The following is an 18845-nucleotide window of genomic DNA, read 5'->3' as shown; positions in this document are numbered from 1 at the left end:
TCAGGACGACTTGTTCTGCTGGTTGTCCGATTTGCCATCGGATCCGTGTTCGATCACCGTGCCCTCGGCAACTACCGTTCCCTTTTCGAGATGCGGATCCTTGCCATGGCCCTCGGCGGATTCCGTCAGCCGGTCCATCAGCGCCAGCAGCACGCCGGAGACCACGAAGGTCATGTGGATACCGACCAGCCAGGCGAGGTCGGCCGTCTCCATGGCGCCGATATTCATGAAGGCGCGCAGAAGCTGAATGGCCGAGATGGCAACGATGCTTGCCACCAGTTTCAGCTTCATGCCGGAATAGTCGATCTTGCCCATCCATTCCGGGCGGTCGCGATGGTCGCCGATATCCAGCTTGGAGACGAAATTCTCATAGCCCGAGAAGATCACCAGCAGCAGCAGGTTGCCGGCCAGCGACAGATCGATCAGGGACAGGATCGACAGCACCAGCTCGCTTTCGCTCATGGCCACGACATTGGGGATGGCGTGGAACAGCTCCTGCAGGAACTTCACCAGCAGCAGCACCAGGGCAGCGGCCAGGCCGAGATAGAAAGGCGCCATCACCCAGCGGCTGGCGAAGAGGGTACGTTCGAACAGACGTTCCATGCGGGCTATCCAGAAACCATGAACCGGAAAGACGAGAAATGCGCGATAAGGTAGCGGAAGCCATTGCGAGTGCCTAGGTATAGCAGCCGGACGACTGCATTGCAGCGGCGGCGCCATCGATTGACACAGGACGGCACCGGAACCGGGACTGCCGCCGGCTGTTGCAGGGAAGCGACACTTGGAATGCTGGACCGGACCCCCCAACTTGAACGTCTCACTTTGAACCGCATCAGCCGGCCATGTCCCGCTTCGCCAGACCTGCCGTCTGCCGGTGGACGCCGCCGGAGGAAACCGCTACACGCGGCTTGCGTCCGGCTGTGCTTCTCGGCAAGAGTTGCCCGCATGCCTCATATACTCGCAAACACTTTCCGGTCCGCTGTTCTGTCGCTTGCCCTGCTGTCGCTCGCTTGCGCGTCCGGCGCGGCGGCGCAGGCGGCTGAAGTCACCATCCAGGGCGAGCGCATCCTGGTCGATGGCCGCCCCTTCACGATCCAGGGCGTTGCCGGCCAGGGCCGCCTTGGTCTGCTGCGCCAGCTCGGCGCGACCACCATCCGCACCTATGGCGATGAAACCGGCTATGTGCTCGATGAAGCGCAGAAGCATGGCCTGAAGGTGATCGCCGGCTTCTGGATGGAGCATCCACGCCGCGGCTTCAATTACACCGACCTGGCGCAGACCGGTCCGCAACTGCAGAAGCTCACCGAATTCGTCGAACGTTTCCGCGATCATCCCGCTCTTCTGATGTGGGGCATCGGCAACGAGGTCGAGGCTGAACTGACCGACGATTCCCAGGTCTGGCCCGCCATCGAGGAAGCCGCCCGCATCGTGCGCCGGCTCGACCCCAAGCATCCGACCATGGCGGTGCTGGCGGAAACCGGCACCGACAAGATCGTCAAGCTGCGCCGTCATGCGCCCAGCATCCAGGTGCTCGGCATCAACTCCTACGGCGATGCGTTGCTGACGGTTGGCGAACGCGCCCGCGCCCAGGGCTGGAAAGGCCCCCTGGTCATCACCGAGATGGGCCCGAAGGGCCAGTGGGAGGCGCCGCGCACCGACTGGGGCGCGCCGATCGAACCCTCCAGCGGCGAGAAGGCGGTGCTGCTGGCACGCTATCTGCACGCGCTGAAATCGACCACCCAGGGCCAGATCGTTTTCTACTGGGGCCAGAAGCAGGAAGTCACGCCCACCTGGCACAGCCTGCTGCTGCAAAGCGGCGAATGGCAGCGCACAGCCGAGGTAATGGCCTCTGCCTGGGGCGGAGCCACGCCCAACCGCAATCAGGCGCCGCGCATCGAAAACTTCCAGTTCGTGCAGGGCAATGAATGGAACCGCGACGCCACGGCCCGCGCCGAGATCACGGTCAGCGATCCCGATGGCGACCCGCTCGGCGTGGTATGGACCGTGATGGCGGAAAGCGCGGAGCAGCGCAAATTCGGCGATGCCGAACAGGTGCCGCCTGCCTTTCCGCAGGCGATCCGCGATCCAAGCCCGAAAGGCGTCGGCATCGCCGGATTGCAGCCGGGCCATTACCGCCTGTTCGTGACCGTGCGTGACGGCAAGGGCGCAGCGGCGACGGCGAACCTGCCCTTCCGGGTAAAGTAAATCCCAAGTGAAGCAGTCGCCACGGCATCGTCAGCGGCAGATGGTGAAGCCGCTGCCGACGCCGAGATGGAAGTGATCGTGATGGGCCGCGTTGTAATCCGGCCCCAGCACAATGCGGAAGAAGCGGCAGGCTTCATTGCGCAGGTCACGCAGGAACGCCGCCTCCGCCGCTTCGCTTTTCGTATCCTTCTGCCAGTGCCGTCGCACATCGATGCGGCGGCCATCCCGCAGCGTCAACGCCGCAAGATCGAGTGCATTGGCGGTGGCATGCTCGCTGCGGCGCGCGCTGCCGCGAACATTGCGGCAGGCATAGGATCCCAGATGCGATACGCTGTCGACCTCCTGGCCGAAATGCTTACGCGCCAGCGGCTGCAGGCCGTGGTGCTCGAACATCGCGTAAGAAACCGCCAGCGGACAGCTCGCCACAAATGAGGCGTTGAAACGCAGATGCGAGCGCGCAACCCGCACAGTGTTCAGCAGCACGCAGCCCTCCTCGCGGCTCATATCGGCGACGGGAAGATAATCGAGCTGCGACGATTCCAGTGACAGGCTGCAATAGCCGTCATCGCTGCGCAGGCGCCGGAGCTTGAAGCCGGTGACGATGGTGCGCGGGTCGGCGACATGAAGCGGCGCGAAGGGATCGTATTCGCGCGGCAACACAATCCATCCGGAACGCCAGGCCAGCACCGCGCCCAGAATGGCCAAAGGCATCAACCACACCCGTAACCATTTCTTGGGCTGCGCAGCCATGCCGATGTCCACCGCCTCGCATTTTGATGCGTCAGATTGATGCGTGACAGAACTGCGGTGACAACGGCGTGAACCCGGCCGGCGTTCCCGCACGGCGAAGCAAATGCCCCGGTATTGCCTAAATTTGAATGGAATCCCGCCCCAATCGAACCCGACCATCCTCGCATTGGAACGACGGGTTGCGTCATCTCCCTGCTCAGTTCTCCCGCGTCTCCGACCAGTCGTTACCGGAGACATGCCCTGCGGAAGCGCTCTGAAAGGCGATGGCACAAATCCGACGCAGCCGGGTTAGTGGCTAGCCGCGTCCCAATGCAAAGCGGTTCCGGTCAGGCCAGCAGGTTGCAGGCTTGCGACCGGCGGTCAGATGCAAAGGAGAGCGACCATGCTGTACTGGGCTTTGATCTTCTTCATTCTCGCGATTATCGCCGGCGTATTCGGATTCACCGGTATCGCTGCGGCTTCCGCCAGCATCGCGCAGATACTGTTCTTCGTCTTCCTGGCGGTCTTCGTGGTCAGTCTGATCGCCCATCTCATCACGGGTCGGCGACCGCCATTGACGTAAGCGTCCGATGACCCCGGCGCGGTTCAGCGGCCGCGCCGGGATCTAGTTTCCTGTCCTTCCCCCCAACTCGACGGATACTTCGGTATCCGTCATTTTTTTGTCTGCATCCTGCGATACGGATGCGGGAAGGACAGATGCAGAAAGGGTGGCTGGCTCAGAATTCCTGCCAGTCGTCGTCGTCAAACGACGGGGCGGTGTTGCTGGCCGCCGGGGCTGCAAGGGCTGCAGGCTGTGCCTTCGGCTGCGGCGCTGGTGCAGGCTTGGCCGCCGGCGCGGCTTTACGCGCTTCAGGCTCGCTCGCTTCAGCTTTGCTCTTGTCAGCCTTGGCCTTGTCAGTCTTGCTCGGCTCAATCTTGCGCGCCTCAGCAGGCTGCGTTGCAGACCTGGCTGCGGCCGGCGCGGCATTGGTATTGGCGATGCGCGCTGGCGCGGCAGAGACGGTTTCGTTGCCAGTGCGGAAGAAGGCGACCAGTCCGGCCAGATCCTGCGCCTGACTTGCCAGCGCCTGCGCCGAGGCCGAAGTCTCTTCCACCAGTGCGCCGTTGCGCTGGGTCATCTCGTCCATGCTGGCCACAGCCGTATTGATCTGCTCCAGACCCATGGCCTGCTCGCGGCTGGCGGCGGCGATCTCGGCTACGATATCGGCCACCTTCTTTACGGCATTGACGATCTCCTGCAGGCTGCCGCCGGTCTGGCCGACCAGGGTCGCGCCGGTCTTCACCTGCTGGTTCGATTCCGTGATCAGCGCCTTGATGTCCTTCGAGGCATTGGCCGAACGCTGTGCCAGCGCACGCACTTCCTGCGCCACCACGGCAAAGCCCTTGCCCGCTTCGCCCGCACGCGCGGCTTCCACCGAGGCATTGAGCGCCAGCAGGTTGGTCTGGAAGGCGATCTCGTCGATCAGCGAAACGATGTCGCTGATCTTCTGCGCGCTTTCCTCGATGCGGCTGACAGCAGCGACGGCGTCGGCCACGACCATGCCGCCCTTCTCGGCGGTATCGCGTGCGGCACCGGCAAGCTGATTGGCGGCCTGCGCATTCTCCGCGTTCTGCTTCACCGTCGTGGTGATCTCGTGCATTGATGCGGCAGTCTCTTCGATCGAAGCAGCCTGGCTTTCGGTACGCTGCGCCAGATCCTGGCTGCCGGCGGAAATCTCCGCAGACGCGATCTTCACCGACTGCGCCGTCTCGGTCAGCCGGTTGGCAAAATCACGCAGGCGGCCGGCCATGCCGTTGACGCCCTCCTTCAGCTGACCGAAGACGCCGTGATAGTTGCCCTTCACCGATCTGGTCAGGTCGCCATTGGCCATGGCGCCCGCGGTGTCGGCGAGTTCGTTCGTCATGGTCTGCAAGGTTGCGGTGAGGCGGTTCAGCTGCTGGCTGGTGGCGAGGAAGAAGCCCTCCTTGCCACTTTCGTCGATGCGACCGCTGAGATCGCCTGCGGCCACCTTGCTGACCAGCGCGGCGATCTCCTCACCGGCCGCTTTTTCACGTGCCTCGCGTTCGCGGCGCTGCTTGTCGTCCTCTTCGCGCTGGCGCGCGATCTGCGCCTCGGCCTCTTCGCGGGCGATCATGTTGTCCTTGAACACCTGCACGGCCTTCGCCATCTGGCCGATTTCCGCGCCGCGATCGACATGCGGGATTTCGACGCTGAGTTCACGGTTGGCCAGCCTCTGCATCGCGGCCGTCATATGCTGGATCGGCCCGCTGACGCGCCATTGCACGATCAGGAAGCCGATGGCTGTGAAGGCAACCGCAACAGCCAGCAGAACGCCATTCAGCACCAGACTACGGGTCGCTTCGGCAGCCTGCTTGTCAGCATGGATCACCAGAACATCCAGCGCCGCATTGGCTACCGCATTAAGCATGCTGAGGTCGGCGCTGGCATGCTCCTGATACTTGGCCTGTGGGACAGGAGATTTCTGACCGCTGCTGAACGCCTTTGCGATGAGCTTGCGCTCTTCCAGCAGTGGACCGGAGAAGAATGCCTTCGCCTTGTTGATGGCTTCGGCCACCGCTGGCGGCGTATCGATGCGCGCGCCGATGGCGGAGACGATGTTCCAGGCTGTCTGAGTACGGCCGTCATCCTCGGCGTAGGCGATGATGTCCTCGGTGCTCCAAACCTGGTCGGCAGACATGGTTGTCAGCAGCCGCAGCACCATCGATCCGGCATTGGCGCGTATCGTCCAGGCATTCTGCTTTACGCTCAGCAATTGATCGACCACGGGATCGATTAGCATCGCAGAGCTTTCGAGGAAATCGGAAGTCTCCTGCACCGTGTCGAGAAACGACTGCGTGACGCGCGGCCATTCCTGTAGGACTTGCACATCGCGCTGGGCTTTGGGCTGGGTCATGGCGGTGAACACCTTCGGGCGCAGTACTTCGACGGCGTCGTGGGTGGATTTCAGCCGCAAAAGCAGTTGCGCCGCGCCGGGCAGATCGGGGATTGCGGCAAGCGCGTTATAGCCGGCGTTGAAGGCTTCGCGAGTTCCATCGCGCTGCGCAGCGATCTCGTCGATCGACTGCTTCGTGGCGGGGGCATCGGCACGCAGGTTGATCAGAATATTGCCGCGTTCGAGGCGATGCTGCTGCAGGCTCCTGAACAAGTTCTGGCTGATCGGCGCAAGCTGGGCAACCTTATGAGCCGTACGGTTGCGCTCCAAAGCAGTGTTTAGCGCGCTGATGCTGAATACCACCAGCAGCAGGCCCAGCAGGCCGATGATCAGGCCCAATGTGGTACGAATGGAAAGCGACTTCATAGCGATGTTCCCTGTTGCCGCACCGGTACATCCGGGCGATTTGGCGGCGCATGCTACAGGCAGTGATTGTGTGTCGCTTGGTAAATTTCTTGACGTTATCGACAAATTAGATAACGGCAGCGAACCACTCTCTCATCGCCAAAGTGGCGCAGACCGCTGCGCAGAGATTTCGAGCCGACACCAACCTTCAGGGGTGTAGGTTTTGTCTGGCTCAACTTAAGCGGCGGGCTCGGCTGCGGCCGGCTGCTGCGCTGCCAGTTGCTCCAGCTGAGCGGCGGTGTCCTGGTTCACCAAGCGGTCGAGATCGATGATGGAGACCATCCGCTCTTCGCGGGCGACCAGCGCGCTCAGGAAGCGGTTATCGGCTTCCATGCCCGTTTCCGGCACAGCCTGCAGGTCGCGGTTGTCGATCGACAGGATGTCGGAAACCGAATCCACCAGCAGGCCGAAGGTGCCGTTGGCTGCCACCACGACGATCACCACATGCATGCGGGTCGGGTTGGTACGGCCGCCGCCCAGGCGAACGCGCAGATCGTAGATCGGCACGATAGTGCCGCGCAGATTGATGATGCCGCGGACGTAGTCGGGCGTATTCGGCAGGCCGGTCACCTCGGTCCAGGCGCGGATCTCGCGCACCGAGAGAATGTCGATACCGTAATACTGATTGTCGATGGCGAAGGTGAGATATTCATTGCTGCTCGAAGAAACATCCGCGCCAGCGGTCAGTGCGCGTCCGGAGGCGATGCCAGCCGGCATGCCCGGAATCGGAGTCTGGGGTGCGGTGGGAAGTTGCGTCATGATCCCTCCTTCGAGCCTGCCTGCTCTCCCGGCTCAACCATTGCCGGAAACAGTTCTAGCAAATCGGCGGCCCAGCCGGTAAGTAATTTCCTCTTGCCACGCATACATTAATTCTTCTGTTATTCCAAACTGTTCAACGAAATACCCGGGAGGAGGGGCAGTCTATGAGTGATGGCCGGCGCCGTGTGAAGCGGCCTGAGGATTTGCGGAGCCACCGCTGGTTTGGAGTCGACGATCTGCGTTCCTTCGGCCATCGTTCGCGCAGTTTCCAGATCGGGTTCAGCCGTGAGGATTTCGCCGGCAAGCCGGTGATCGGCATCATCAATACCTGGAGCGACATCAATCCCTGCCATACCCATTTCCGCCAGCGCGCCGAAGAGGTGAAGCGCGGCGTGTGGCAGGCCGGCGGCTTTCCCCTGGAACTGCCGGCGATCAGCCTGAGCGAGCCGTTCCAGAAGCCCTCCACCATGCTCTACCGCAATCTGCTGGCGATGGAGACGGAGGAACTGCTGCGCTCCTATCCGATCGACGGCGCGGTGCTGATGGGGGGCTGCGACAAGACCACCCCGGCGCTGATCATGGGCGCCATCAGCATGAACATCCCGGCGATCTTCATGCCTGCAGGGCCAATGCTGCGCGGCAACTGGCGCGGCAACACGCTGGGCAGCGGCTCGGACGCCTGGAAATACTGGGCCGAGCTGCGCGCCGGCAATATCGACCGGCAGGCCTGGGGCGAGATCGAGGAGGGCATCGCACGCGGTCCAGGCCACTGCATGACCATGGGCACGGCCTCCACCATGACCGGCATCGCCGAAACACTGGGCCTGAGCCTGCCCGGCTCGAGCTCGATCCCGGCGGCAGATTCCGGCCATGCTCGCATGGCCAGCTATACCGGACGGCGGATCGTCGAGATGGTCTGGGAGGATCTCAAGCCGACCGACATCCTTTCGGCCGATTCCTTCGACAACGCCGTTACTTTCGCGATGGCGGTCGGTGGCTCGACCAACTGCATCATCCATCTCGTCGCCATGGCGGCACGCGCCGGCGTCGATCTGCCGCTCAAGCGCTTCGACGAGATTTCCCGCGAGGTGCCGGTAATCGCCAATCTGCGGCCGAGCGGCAAATACCTCATGGAGGATTTTTACTTCGCCGGCGGCATCCGCGCCCTGCTCAGCCAGCTCGCGCCGAAGCTGAAGCTGCATTGCATGACCGCGAACGGCAAGACGCTGGGCGAGAATATCGCCGGGGCCAAGCCGCATAACGACGATGTCATCCGCTCGCTGGACAATCCGATTGCGGAAAGCGGCGGTCTCGTGGTCCTGTTCGGCAATCTCGCGCCCAATGGCGCGGTGATCAAGCCGAGCGCCGCCGATCCGAAGCTGCTCAACCATACCGGCCCGGCCATGGTGTTTGAGGACTACAACGACATGGCCGCTCGCATCGACGATCCCAATCTGCCGGTGACCCCGGACAGCGTACTCATTCTGCGCAACTCAGGCCCGCAAGGCGGCCCTGGCATGCCCGAATGGGGCATGTTGCCGATCCCGAAGAAGCTGCTGCAGCAGGGCGTGCGTGACATGGTGCGCATGTCGGATGCCCGCATGAGCGGCACGTCTTACGGTACCTGCGTGCTGCACATCTCGCCGGAGTCCTACATCGGCGGGCCGCTGGCGCTGGTGCGTACCGGCGACATGATCGAATTGAATGTGGCCGAGCGGCGGCTGGACCTGAAGGTCTCGGATGAAGAACTAGCTGCGCGCCGCGCTGCCTGGACGCCGCCGCCGCCGCGCTATCAGCGCGGCTATGGCGCGATGTTCTCACAGCACATCACGCAGGCTGAACGCGGCTGCGACTTCGACTTCCTGCATGCCGGTGCCCCCACGCCGGAACCCGAAATCCACTGAACCGACTGGAGACATAAGATGAAATTGCCAGTGAACGCGTTCAAGCGCGCGCTCAAGGAAGGACGGCCGCAGATCGGTCTGTGGAGCATGCTGTGCAGCAACATCGTGGCCGAGATCGTTGCTACGGCGGGCTTTGACTGGGTGGTGATCGACACCGAGCATTCGCCCAATGAACTGCCGATGGTGCTGCAGCAACTGCAGGCCATGCAGATCGACGCCAACACCACCGCCACCCCGGTGGTGCGCCCGGCCTGGAACGATCCGGTGCTGATCAAACGCTTTTTGGATATTGGATCGCCCAACCTGATCCTGCCCTTCGTGCAGAGTGCCGAGGAAGCGGCCCAGGCAGTGGCTGCCACGCGTTATCCGCCGCATGGCATTCGTGGCGTTTCCGGCTCACAGCGGGCCAACCGCTACGGCCTGATCGCCGATTATCACGCCAAGGCTTCGGAAGAAATTGGCGTCATCGTTCAGGTCGAGACCCGCGCGGCGCTGGAACGTATCCCGGAGATCGCCAAGGTCGACGGCATCGACGGCATCTTCATCGGCCCGGCCGATCTGTCCGCCGATGTCGGCCATCTCGGCAACCCGGCGCATCCGGAGGCGCAGGCGGCGATCATGCGCGGCCTGGAGCTTTGCAAGGCGGCAGGCAAGCCCTGCGGCATCCTGGCGCCCAACGAAGACGATGCACGGCGCTATTTCGATGCCGGCTTCACCTTCGTTGCTGTCGGCGTGGATCAGGGCCTGCTGACCAAGGCGACGCGCGAGATCGTCAAGCGCTTCCGCAGCCATCTTGGCCGCTGATCACCGCTTGCGGCGCACCCAGAAACGATAGCAATGGGCGAACAGGTCCGGGTTGTCCTGTTCGACTACTGCCCAATTGTCGAGATTGACCGCCAAAGGATCGTCGGGGAAGCGGCTGCGATACTTTGCCAGAATGCTGGGCAGGCCGAACTCGAAGCCGAGGAACTCCAGCCCGGCTCCGTCCAGCAAGGCCCGAATGCCCTGCGGCGTATAGCGATGCTCCCGGCGGTGAAACAGCAGATCGCGCAGATCGCTTAAGGCATGGAAGGCGCTGAAGCGTGCCAGACGCTCGGCCAAGGCTGCATCCAGGCGCGGCAGATCGTGCCGGAAGCGGCGTATATCTTCCGCGCTGTCGGTGTAGCCATGGCGGGCGATAAGTTCGCGGGCCGCAACCACGTCACGGCGGGTGATTTCGCTATACAGCCCCAGCATCATGAAGCCGTCGGGCTTGAGCAGGGTGATGAGCTGTGCCAGCCCGGCCGCAGGATCGCGCAAATGATGCAGCACGCCAAAGCTTTCGATTATGTCAAAGCGTCGTTCGATCTCACCCAGTCGCAGGATGTCGGCCTGGGCGAAGTCGAGATTGCAGATGCCGAGTTCGGCGGCCTTGCGGCGGGCATAGGCAAGGCTGGCGCGGCTGAGATCGACCGCCAGCACCCGGCAATTGTAGTAGCTGGTGCTGGCCAGGATGGCATGCAGTCCCGTACCACAGCCGGCGACGAGAATGTCCGGCGCGGCACAATAGGGCAGCGGCAAGGTTTGGTAGGGCAGGGCCGCGCGCAAGCGGATCGCCAAAGCCGATGGCATGCTGAGGACCGGCTGCTGCCAGCGCGGGAACGGGCTTTCCTCATACATCTCGTGCACAGCCTGGCTGGCTTCATCGATGGGGGTCAGTACCGGTGTCGAGTCCAGCAGGGCACGTTCCACCAATGGCTCGTCAAGCTGGATGCATTTCAGTTCCTGATAGGCGATCGGCCATGTCTGGTTCGACAGGCGAGGTGCATCCTCGCGCCGCCATAACGGGCGGTAGCAGGCGTAGACGGCGAATTGTGCGGCCGTCAGCAACGGGTCGGAATCTGTGAGAGTTGCGTCCAAGCGCGACAGCAGTTCCTGCTCGGCACCGCCGACCGGATCGATGTATTCCGCATGGAAGGCACTGATCGCCAGCAGCGACAGCAAGGATGCGAAGCGTTGTAATGCGGCCGGTTTATGGGCGGCGAGATACAATGCCCCGCGGCGCAAGGCATTCAGTCGATTCTGAAGCTCCAGCGAACTGACCAGACCATACCGCAGCCAGGCCGCGACAGCGGGATCTTCGGCCGGATCTGAAAAGTCAGGCAATTCCAGATGGGCCGCAACGGCATCCATCGGCAGGTTTTCCAGCACAGCCAGAGCCGAGATGCTGGGGCTCGCCAGGATGATGCCTTCGATATAGGCCGCGAGATCGCGCGGTTCGACGCCCGGTTTGCCCAGCAGGGACAGGATCAACTCTGTCAAGGCGGGATCGGGCTGCTCAATACGCTGCGCGCTCAGCGCGCGGGCGAAGCCCGTCTTGTAGCGAACGATATTGGGCGCGGTCTTCAGCGCCACGGTGAAGTGCTCCAGCGCGCGCTGTGTCTCGCCGCTGCCCAGCAGCGCATAGCCGCAAAGGTAATTGATTTCCGGATCGGGCTGCGGCGATTTTCGCTGCGCGATGGACAATGCCTCGATGGCGCTGTCGAACTTGCCCTCCGTCAGATCGGCATGAGCATGCCCGACATAGGCGCCGGCCAGCTCCGGGTCGATGGCGAGCGCTTCGTCGAAGCTTTCCCGCGCAAGGTCATAGGCGCCATCGGCGAGGAGGATATGGCCCCGCGTCAGATAATACTGTTCAACCGGCGTGCCGGTTTCGAGGGCGAGGTCGATCGCGCGCTCGATCATCTGTTTTGCCACCGGCAGATTGCCGCGCTGGAGCGCGATATGGCTCTTCAGATGCAGGGCATCGGGAAAGTCCGGCTCCTTCTGCAGTATACCGTCGAGCACCCCATCCGCCTGCCCCAACTGGCCGCCTTCGATGGCACGGATCGATGCCCGCAGAAACGGCGCGAGGTAGGTCCTTCGGTATTCGGCGTCAGCGGGGGGCAGCGACATTTCGCTTTGCAGAGGGGGGTGGAAGTTGCTTACTCTAGCAGATTAGGAGGAACGACCAGTTGGAGCAAACAGAATGAAAACGTCTCCGGTAACGCCGGCCGATCTGGCGGCGTCCGTTTTTGCGGTGCCGCCGCTGGCGCGCTATTCCGATCTGACCCTCAACGAAGAAGCGAATCGCCAGCTCATTGCGTATCTTGAGGCCGGCGGGATTCGCAGCCTGATGTATGGCGGCAACGCCAATTTCTATAACCTTCCGGTCAGTGAATACGCGGAGGTTCTGGAGTTCCTGTGCGACGCGGTCGGTCCGGATACCTGGCTGATCCCGTCCTTCGGGCCCGATTACGGCAAGCTGATCGACCAAGCCAAGATTCTGCGCGGCTCAAAGGTGCCGACAGCCATGGCGCTGCCGCAGACCTTCCCGGCCACGCCGGACGGAATTGAGGTCGGCCTGCGCCGCGCGGCAGTCACCATGGGCAAGCCGCTGATCCTCTATATCAAGTCCGACAACTACATCCATCCCGAGGCGGCGGGGCGCCTGGTGAAAGACGGCTTCGTCTGTGCGGTGAAATACGGTACCGTTCATGCCGATCCGGCGCAGGACGATTACCTGCGGCGGCTACTGGACCATGTCGATCCGAAATTGGTGATCAGCGGCATCGGCGAACGTCCGGCCATCGTGCATCTGCGCGAGTTTGGCCTGGGCGGCTTTACTTCCGGCTCCGTCTGCATCGCGCCGCGCGGTTCCAACGCGATCCTCGGCGCGATCCAGCGCGGCGATTGGGCCGAGGCGGAACGCCTGCGCGAGGCCTTCCTGCCGCTAGAGGATCTGCGCGATAGCATCAATCCGCTCCGCGTCCTGCATGATGCCGTCAGTCTGGCCGGGATCGCGGAAATGGGGCCGATGCTGCCGCTGATGAGCAATCTCAATGCCGAACAGAAGGCGAGGGTGCAGCCTGTCGCGCAGGCATTGAAGGCCTGGGATGCCAGCCTGGCCACGGCTCAGGCGGCTGAATAAAGGCAGACGCCCATACACCAAAAGCCCCGGACGGATCCGGGGCTTTTCTTTTTGCATTGCGGTCTGTGCCGCTCAGCTTGCGGCCTGTTTGCCGCTTTCGGCCTTCTTCAGCTCTTCCTCGACAAGCTCCTTCTTCGAAAGCTTGCCGATCAGGGTCTTCGGCAGGGCGTCACGGATTTCCATCGCCACCGGCATTTCATGCTTGCCGAGCTTGTCCTTGAGGAAGTCCCTGAGCTGCTCGAAGGTGAAGGGCTCCGCGCCGGGCTTCAGCTTGATGAAGGCCTTGGCCGACTGCCCGCGATACTGATCGGGAATGCCGATCACGGTGCATTCCTCGACGCTGGGATGCTCGTAGATCGCTTCCTCGATGTTGCGCGGGTAGACGTTGAAGCCGCCGGACAGGATCATGTCCTTCTTGCGGTCGACAATGAAGATATAGCCTTCCTCATCCATGTAGCCGACGTCGCCGGTATGGAAGCGGCCGCCGGCGAAGGCTTCTGCCGTTGCTTCCGGCTTGTTCCAGTAGCCCTTCATGACGTTCGGGCCGCTGATGCAGATTTCGCCGGTCTGGTTCACGCCCAGCACCTTCAGTGGATCGTCGACATCGACGATCTCGATGATCACGCCGGGCAGCGGCAGGCCGCAGGAGCCGCGCTTGCGCTTGCCGCCATAGATGGTCTGGGTACCGGCCGGCGAGGTCTCGGTCATGCCCCAGCCCTCGATCATCTTGTGGCCGGTGATCGTTTCGAACTTGTCCTGAATCTCCGCTGGCAGCGGCGCGCCGCCGGAAGCGCAGAACTTCAGGGCCGAGAGATCGTAATTCTTCAGATCCGGGAAGTTGACGATGGCGGCGTACATGGTGGGCACGCCGGGAAAGATGGTGATCTTCTTCTTGTGCAGATCCTCCACCACGGCTTTCAGCTCAAAGCGCGGATGCAGGATGAATTCGGCGCCGATGATCAGCATGCGCAGCAGCACCGCGCTCAGGCCATAGATATGGAACATGGGGAGGACCATCATGACCCTCTCCTTGCCGTCTTCCAGCTTCAGCGCCTCGCTGTTCTCGGTCCAGCTTGCATACATCTGCACCGTGGCGGTGATGTTGCCGTGGGTCAGCATCGCGCCTTTGGGCTGGCCGGTGGTGCCGCCGGTATATTGCAGGATCGCCACTTCTTCGACTGGATCCTTCACCGGGTGTGGCGTGTAACGGCCGTCATTAGCAATGAGATCGCTGAAGCGGATATGCTTGTCGTCCTTCGGGACGCTGGCGATTTCCTTGCCCTTGGCCAGGGGGAACAGAATGTTCTTCGGGAAGGGCAGCACATCGGGCAGGCGGCAGACGACGATCTTCTTCAGACGCGTGCTGCCCAGCATTTTGCTGATATTGCCGTACAGCGCCTTGAGATCGAGGGTGACGATGATGTCGGTCTGGCTGTCTTCGATCTTGTAGCGCAGCTCACGCTCGGCATCGAGCGGGCTGTAGTTCACCACCCGGCCTCCAGCCTTCAAAATGGCGAAGAAGCAGATCACGTAATGCGGGGTATTCGGCAGGAACAGGCCAACATGCACGCCGGGGCCGACGCCGAGCTGCTGGAAGCCCTTGGCGGCCCGGTCAATCAGATCCGAAATGGCGGCATAGGTATAAACTTTGCCCATGAAATTCAGGCAGGGGCGCGGGGCGAACCGGGCCACGGCATCGTCGAACAGGGTCCAGATCGGTTTGGCCTGGAAATTCTGCGCCCAGGTCACGCCGGCTGGATAGGATTTTTCCCAGAACGGTGCGGTCATCGGTTTCTCCCCCTAGACTAAAACCCCAATCACGCGGGGCCCGGGCATTGTATGAACGGGGCGAGAGTGGCGCAACGTGGCGTTACGTCAATTCGCCCCCCGCCCGGGTTGCGTGGCAGCGCAACGGCTGGCAGACTCCATCTGTCATTCCTTATCCCCAAGAGGCCAGAATGGGCGGCGGCGCCAAGGACATACGGGCGGAGCGCGACCGGTTCGTCGCTTTTGCCTTCTCCGCTGCCGATCTGATGCTGGAAGTCACTGCCGAAGGGCAGATCACCTTCGCTTCTGGCGCGGCGCGGCTGCTGACGGGGATGGAGGCCGATGCCCTGGTCGGACGGCAATTCGCCAGCCTTGTGGATGAGGCCGACCGGCATTTTATCCTCAACCTGCTCAGCACGCTTTCGGTCGGCGGCCGGATCGAGCCGGTGACGTTGCGCCTTGTAGGCGCGGATGGTGCGTCGGGTGCTCTTTGCGTGCTCGGCGGCTGCTGCCTGCCGCTGCAAGAGGGCCGCTATTACCTGACTCTGTCGAATGCCCGCTTGCCGGCCGCAGAGGCGGCCATGCTCAACAAGCGCGACTATCAGACCGGGTTGCTTGGGCCGGAGGATTTCGATGCCCGCGCCGGCGAACGGCTGAAACTTGCCCGCGAGCTTGGCGCCGAGGTCAAGCTGACTCTTTTGGAGATTGTCGGCCTGCAGGAGCTTGCGCAGACATTGCCGCCTGAGGAAGGCAAGGCGCTGATGAGCGATGTCGGCGCCCTGCTGCGCGGTAAGTCGATCGGCGGCGATACCGCCAGCCGGATCGATCCGGAGAAATACGGCATCCTGCATGCCAAGGCCCTGGATCAGGAAGCGGTGGCAGAGCAGGTCCGGCAGCTGATTGTCCGCGCCGGGCCCGATGCCGCCGCCGACATGGTCGGCATTCGCGGCGCGACATTGGACCTGCATGCCAAAGACATGAGCGACGAGGACGCCGCCAGCGCGATGGCCTTTGCCGTGCAGCGCTTCGCCCGCGACGGGGCTGAGAGTTTTTCCTTCCGCTCTACCGAAGACAGCCTGAAGGCCTTGCTGAACACCACGGTTGCGCGGGTGCGGGCCTTGCGCTCGGCCGTGGCGGGGCAAAAGTTCCAGCTTGTCTTCCAGCCCATCGTGCGACTGGATAACCGCACGCTGCACCATTACGAGGCGCTGTCGCGCTTCGAGGATGGCGGCTCACCATTCGAGACGATCCGGCTGGCCGAGGGCGTGCACATGATCGGTGAATTTGATCTGGCGGTCGTGCAGCGCGTCGTCGACCTGCTGGCCGAGCGCCGCCGGCAGGGCGAGATCATCGATGTGGCGGTGAACCTGTCTGGTCACAGCCTGGAAAGCACGGTCTTCATGGCAGCCCTGCGCGAAATCCTGGCGCCGGTGCCTGAGCTGCGCCGTCAGCTGATTTTTGAGATCACGGAATCGACGCAGATTACCGATCTGGTGCATGCGGCTAACGCCGTGCGGCAATTGCGCGAGGACGGCCATTCGGTCTGTCTGGACGATTTCGGCGCTGGCGCTGCGTCCTTCCCATATCTGCAGGCGCTGGATGTCGATTACGTCAAGATCGACGGCGCCTATGTGAAGGCGCTGCAAACCACCGGCCAGGATCGCGACCGTGCCATCCTCAAGGGCATGGTCTGGCTGTGCAAGGAATTGCGGATCGGCACGGTGGCCGAGATGGTCGAGACCGAGGATCAGGCTCGCCTGCTGCATGATTTCGGCATCGACTACGGCCAAGGTTACCTGTTCGGCCGGCCGGAATCCGAGCCCAGGCTGGAGCCGCTGCGGCTCGACGATTCAGGCGGGCATCTCGATCCAACGCAGGTGCCGGTCACCAAGCGGCGCTGATCAGCCACGCAATTCGATCTTGCCGTGGTCCAGCGCGATCACATCGCGCTCCACCAGCCGGGCGCGGAACGAAACCGTGTTCCCGTCGCGCCAGATCTCGGTATGGATCGTCTCGCCCGGAAAGACCGGGGCGGTGAAGCGTGCCTCGATATGCGCGACTTTCGACGGATCGTGATCGCAGGCGGCCTTTACGACGGCCCGCACGGCATGGCCGTAGGTGCAGAGGCCATGGAGGATCGGACGCGGAAAACCCGCCGCCTTGGCAAAGGCGGGATCGGCATGCAGCGGATTGCGGTCGCCGCAGAGGCGGTAGAACAGGGCTTGGTTCGACTGCGTCTTCGCAGTCACGCCGACATCCGGCGCGCGATCCGGAATCTGATGCGGCTCGGGCGGACCTTCTCCCGGCGCGCGCTGCGGGCCGCCGAAGCCGCCATCGCCACGGGCGAAGACAGTGGAGAGCAACGTGGCAAGCGGCGCATTGCTGACGGCATCACGGATTGCGGTTTCCACCAGCAGTACGGCGCCCTTGTTGGCGCCTTTGTCGAAGGCATCCTTGATGCGGATTTTCGACTTCACGCGTCCCTGCGGCGGCAGTGGCTGATGCAGCGTGATGCGCTGCTCGCCGTGCACGACCATGACAACGTTGATCCCAGCCTTGAAGGCCCAGGAATCGTCCCAGGCGATCACGGTGGCCTGGCTGGGCAGCGCTTTGAGGTTCTTCTCGAAGACGAAGGGCAACTCATCCAGATCCATCGGATCCTGCCCCATGCCGACACTCAATGCGTATAGCATCGTGTCGCGATCGGTATAGCTGAATTCCCGCTCGGGCAGATCGAGGCGCATCAGATCGTCGTAGACAATCGGCATGGTTCCTCCGTTTAATCTTGCCGCGACTCTAACGGGGCATTCGGGTCTGCACCAGCCTTGACGCAACGTTAGCCCGCCAGATCGGCCTGTCCAGGGAGGAAACTCATGGCCTATACCACGTTCGATTTCAGCGTTGTCGACCATGTGGCGCGGATCGTGTTCAACCGTCCCGACAAGGCCAACGCCATGGTGCTACCGTTCTGGCAGGAGATGGTCGATGTCTTCGCCGAGATTGACGACCGGCCAGAGGTGCGCGCGGTGGTGATCTCGTCCACAGGCAAGCATTTCACCGGCGGTCTCGATCTTGCGGCCTTTGCTGGCATAGCCAGCGACATGATGAAGGGCGACCGCGGCCGCGTGGGCGAGCAGATGCGCCGTACGGTGGCCGAAATGCAGGAGACTTTTGCCGTGATCGACCGCTGCCGCGTCCCGGTCTTGGCGGCGGTCCAAGGGGGCTGCGTGGGCGGCGGCGTCGACCTGATTTCGGCCTGCGACATGCGCTACTGCACGAGTGACGCCTGGTTCTGCATCCAGGAGATCAATATCGGCATGACCGCCGATGTCGGCACGCTACAGCGCTTGCCGCATCTGATGCCGTCCGGCCTAGTGCGCGAGCTGGCCTATACCGGGCGGCGGATGCCGGCCGAGGAGGCCTTCCGCTGCGGCCTCGTCAACACGGTGTTCGACAGCCACGAGGCGATGATCGATGCGGTGCTGGAGATCGCGAAAACCATCGCCTCGAAATCGCCGCTTGCGATCCACGGCACCAAGGACATGCTGAACTACACGCGCGACCACAGCGTGGCGGATGCCCTCAATTATATGCAGGTCTGGCAGGCCGGCATGTTCCTGACCAAGGACCTGATGGAGCAGATGCAGGCCAACCAGGAAAAGCGCCCGGCCAAGTTCGACGATCTGCTGCCGGCCAAGAAGCTGGTGCGGCGCCGGCGCTGAGCTTTAGTCGACGCCGAGTTTCTTCCAGATGCCGTCGGCGACCATCACGGTGCGGTCGCCGACATTCATCATGCCGTGGATGAAGACCAGGCTGCGGGTGTTGCGGACGATACGGCCGCGCATCTCCACCCAGTCGCCGGGCCGTGCGGCGGCGACGAACTGGTGGTTCAACGACACCGTGGCGCAGGGCATGCGGTCCACCGCATCCCAAACAATCCAGCCCAGCGCGTGGTCGACGAACGTCATCAGCATGCCGCCATGCACCACGCCGCGCGAATTGGTATGGCGCTCTTCGGCCAGGAAGGCGTAGGCCGAGCCTTCGGCTTCGCGTCTGACCCAGACCGGGCCGACCAGTTGGGTGAAGGGGCCTTGGCCCTGACGCTGTTTCCAGCCGGCGGTGACGGGGTCGAAGCTCATCGTTCTTGTGGTC

15 protein-coding genes and 1 pseudogene are annotated in these 18845 nt (G+C 62.9%); 7 read left to right on the top strand and 9 right to left on the bottom strand.

The window, feature by feature from the left end; translation table 11 throughout:
- A complete protein-coding gene (locus tag Q0603_RS09505; protein WP_298724959.1) occupies positions 1-603 on the bottom strand; it encodes a TIGR00645 family protein in 603 nt (200 codons plus the stop codon).
- A 342-nt stretch (positions 604-945) separates the two neighbouring features.
- On the opposite strand from Q0603_RS09505, the gene Q0603_RS09500 reads away from it, so the two are divergent.
- Entirely contained in the window at positions 946-2205 is a 1260-nt protein-coding gene (locus tag Q0603_RS09500; RefSeq protein ID WP_298724958.1) for a glycoside hydrolase family 2 TIM barrel-domain containing protein, read from the top strand.
- A 30-nt stretch (positions 2206-2235) separates the two neighbouring features.
- On the opposite strand, the gene Q0603_RS09495 is transcribed toward Q0603_RS09500, so the two are convergent.
- On the bottom strand, positions 2236-2955 hold the full coding sequence (locus Q0603_RS09495) for an extensin family protein (RefSeq protein WP_298724957.1): 720 nt from the start codon (positions 2953-2955) through the stop codon (positions 2236-2238).
- Positions 2956-3337: 382 nt separating this feature from the next.
- Between Q0603_RS09495 and Q0603_RS09490 the strand changes: the two genes are divergently transcribed.
- A complete protein-coding gene (locus Q0603_RS09490) occupies positions 3338-3517 on the top strand; it encodes a DUF1328 family protein (protein ID WP_298724956.1) in 180 nt (59 codons plus the stop codon).
- Positions 3518-3559: 42 nt separating this feature from the next.
- Here the strand turns inward: Q0603_RS09490 and Q0603_RS19355 are convergent, their stop codons facing one another.
- The 3 genes and pseudogenes from Q0603_RS19355 to Q0603_RS09480 all read right to left on the bottom strand — a co-directional run bounded on the left by Q0603_RS19355 (position 3560) and on the right by Q0603_RS09480 (position 7073).
- Positions 3560-3922: a pentapeptide repeat-containing protein gene (locus Q0603_RS19355; RefSeq protein WP_366132471.1), complete on the bottom strand. Its 363-nt coding sequence runs from the start codon at positions 3920-3922 to the stop codon at positions 3560-3562.
- Between the two features lie 157 nt (positions 3923-4079).
- Positions 4080-5384: pseudogene (locus Q0603_RS19350) on the bottom strand (methyl-accepting chemotaxis protein); the annotation flags it as partial.
- Between the two features lie 1107 nt (positions 5385-6491).
- On the bottom strand, positions 6492-7073 hold the full coding sequence (locus tag Q0603_RS09480; RefSeq protein ID WP_298724954.1) for a chemotaxis protein CheW: 582 nt from the start codon (positions 7071-7073) through the stop codon (positions 6492-6494).
- A gap of 164 nt (positions 7074-7237) precedes the next feature.
- Here Q0603_RS09480 and araD point away from each other — a divergent pair, with 164 nt between their 5' ends.
- Both araD and Q0603_RS09470 read left to right on the top strand, forming a co-directional pair.
- A complete protein-coding gene (araD, locus tag Q0603_RS09475; RefSeq protein WP_298724953.1) occupies positions 7238-8977 on the top strand; it encodes an L-arabinonate dehydratase in 1740 nt (579 codons plus the stop codon).
- An 18-nt stretch (positions 8978-8995) separates the two neighbouring features.
- A complete protein-coding gene (locus tag Q0603_RS09470; protein ID WP_298724951.1) occupies positions 8996-9781 on the top strand; it encodes an HpcH/HpaI aldolase/citrate lyase family protein in 786 nt (261 codons plus the stop codon).
- Here Q0603_RS09470 and Q0603_RS09465 read toward each other — a convergent pair whose 3' ends face one another.
- Positions 9782-11911 (bottom strand): class I SAM-dependent methyltransferase, encoded by a 2130-nt coding sequence (locus tag Q0603_RS09465; RefSeq protein WP_298724949.1) that lies wholly within the window; start codon positions 11909-11911, stop codon positions 9782-9784.
- Between the two features lie 73 nt (positions 11912-11984).
- Here Q0603_RS09465 and Q0603_RS09460 point away from each other — a divergent pair, with 73 nt between their 5' ends.
- Positions 11985-12926: a dihydrodipicolinate synthase family protein gene (locus Q0603_RS09460; protein WP_298724948.1), complete on the top strand. Its 942-nt coding sequence runs from the start codon at positions 11985-11987 to the stop codon at positions 12924-12926.
- A 72-nt stretch (positions 12927-12998) separates the two neighbouring features.
- On the opposite strand, the gene Q0603_RS09455 is transcribed toward Q0603_RS09460, so the two are convergent.
- Positions 12999-14714, bottom strand: a complete 1716-nt coding sequence (locus tag Q0603_RS09455) for a long-chain fatty acid--CoA ligase (protein ID WP_298724947.1) — start codon at positions 14712-14714, stop codon at positions 12999-13001.
- Between the two features lie 170 nt (positions 14715-14884).
- Here Q0603_RS09455 and Q0603_RS09450 point away from each other — a divergent pair, with 170 nt between their 5' ends.
- Positions 14885-16594 carry an EAL domain-containing protein gene (locus Q0603_RS09450; RefSeq protein WP_298724946.1) on the top strand — a complete coding sequence of 570 codons (1710 nt, stop codon included), beginning with the start codon at positions 14885-14887 and terminating at the stop codon, positions 16592-16594.
- On the opposite strand, the gene Q0603_RS09445 is transcribed toward Q0603_RS09450, so the two are convergent.
- The gene (locus tag Q0603_RS09445) at positions 16595-17461 is read right to left on the bottom strand and encodes a MaoC/PaaZ C-terminal domain-containing protein (RefSeq protein WP_298724945.1); all 867 of its coding nucleotides are present in this window, start codon (positions 17459-17461) and stop codon (positions 16595-16597) included.
- Between the two features lie 105 nt (positions 17462-17566).
- On the opposite strand from Q0603_RS09445, the gene Q0603_RS09440 reads away from it, so the two are divergent.
- Positions 17567-18415, top strand: a complete 849-nt coding sequence (locus Q0603_RS09440) for a crotonase/enoyl-CoA hydratase family protein (protein WP_298724944.1) — start codon at positions 17567-17569, stop codon at positions 18413-18415.
- A 3-nt stretch (positions 18416-18418) separates the two neighbouring features.
- Here the strand turns inward: Q0603_RS09440 and Q0603_RS09435 are convergent, their stop codons facing one another.
- A complete protein-coding gene (locus Q0603_RS09435; protein ID WP_298724943.1) occupies positions 18419-18832 on the bottom strand; it encodes a PaaI family thioesterase in 414 nt (137 codons plus the stop codon).
- Between the last annotated feature and the right edge of the window lie 13 nt (positions 18833-18845).

The sequence above is a fragment of the uncultured Ferrovibrio sp. genome (genome assembly GCF_937960835.1).
GTDB lineage: Bacteria > Pseudomonadota > Alphaproteobacteria > Ferrovibrionales > Ferrovibrionaceae > Ferrovibrio.
This window is presented reverse-complemented; position numbering and strand designations above follow the sequence as displayed.

Bases quoted from the DNA above. Each gene is read 5' to 3' on its own strand.
- Q0603_RS09455 (WP_298724947.1), bottom strand. From the start codon at position 14,714: ATGACCGCACCGTTCTGGGAAAAATCCTATCCAGCCGGCGTGACCTGG.
- Q0603_RS09480 (WP_298724954.1), bottom strand. From the start codon at position 7,073: ATGACGCAACTTCCCACCGCACCCCAGACTCCGATTCCGGGCATGCCG.
- Q0603_RS09440 (WP_298724944.1), top strand. From the start codon at position 17,567: ATGGCCTATACCACGTTCGATTTCAGCGTTGTCGACCATGTGGCGCGG.
- Q0603_RS09490 (WP_298724956.1), top strand. From the start codon at position 3,338: ATGCTGTACTGGGCTTTGATCTTCTTCATTCTCGCGATTATCGCCGGC.
- Q0603_RS09505 (WP_298724959.1), bottom strand. From the start codon at position 603: ATGGAACGTCTGTTCGAACGTACCCTCTTCGCCAGCCGCTGGGTGATG.
- Q0603_RS09500 (WP_298724958.1), top strand. From the start codon at position 946: ATGCCTCATATACTCGCAAACACTTTCCGGTCCGCTGTTCTGTCGCTT.
- Q0603_RS09435 (WP_298724943.1), bottom strand. From the start codon at position 18,832: ATGAGCTTCGACCCCGTCACCGCCGGCTGGAAACAGCGTCAGGGCCAA.
- Q0603_RS09460 (WP_298724948.1), top strand. From the start codon at position 11,985: ATGAAAACGTCTCCGGTAACGCCGGCCGATCTGGCGGCGTCCGTTTTT.
- Q0603_RS19355 (WP_366132471.1), bottom strand. From the start codon at position 3,922: ATGCCGCGCCGGCCGCAGCCAGGTCTGCAACGCAGCCTGCTGAGGCGC.
- Q0603_RS09495 (WP_298724957.1), bottom strand. From the start codon at position 2,955: ATGGCTGCGCAGCCCAAGAAATGGTTACGGGTGTGGTTGATGCCTTTG.
- Q0603_RS09465 (WP_298724949.1), bottom strand. From the start codon at position 11,911: ATGTCGCTGCCCCCCGCTGACGCCGAATACCGAAGGACCTACCTCGCG.
- Q0603_RS09470 (WP_298724951.1), top strand. From the start codon at position 8,996: ATGAAATTGCCAGTGAACGCGTTCAAGCGCGCGCTCAAGGAAGGACGG.
- araD (WP_298724953.1), top strand. From the start codon at position 7,238: ATGAGTGATGGCCGGCGCCGTGTGAAGCGGCCTGAGGATTTGCGGAGC.
- Q0603_RS09445 (WP_298724945.1), bottom strand. From the start codon at position 17,461: ATGCCGATTGTCTACGACGATCTGATGCGCCTCGATCTGCCCGAGCGG.
- Q0603_RS09450 (WP_298724946.1), top strand. From the start codon at position 14,885: ATGGGCGGCGGCGCCAAGGACATACGGGCGGAGCGCGACCGGTTCGTC.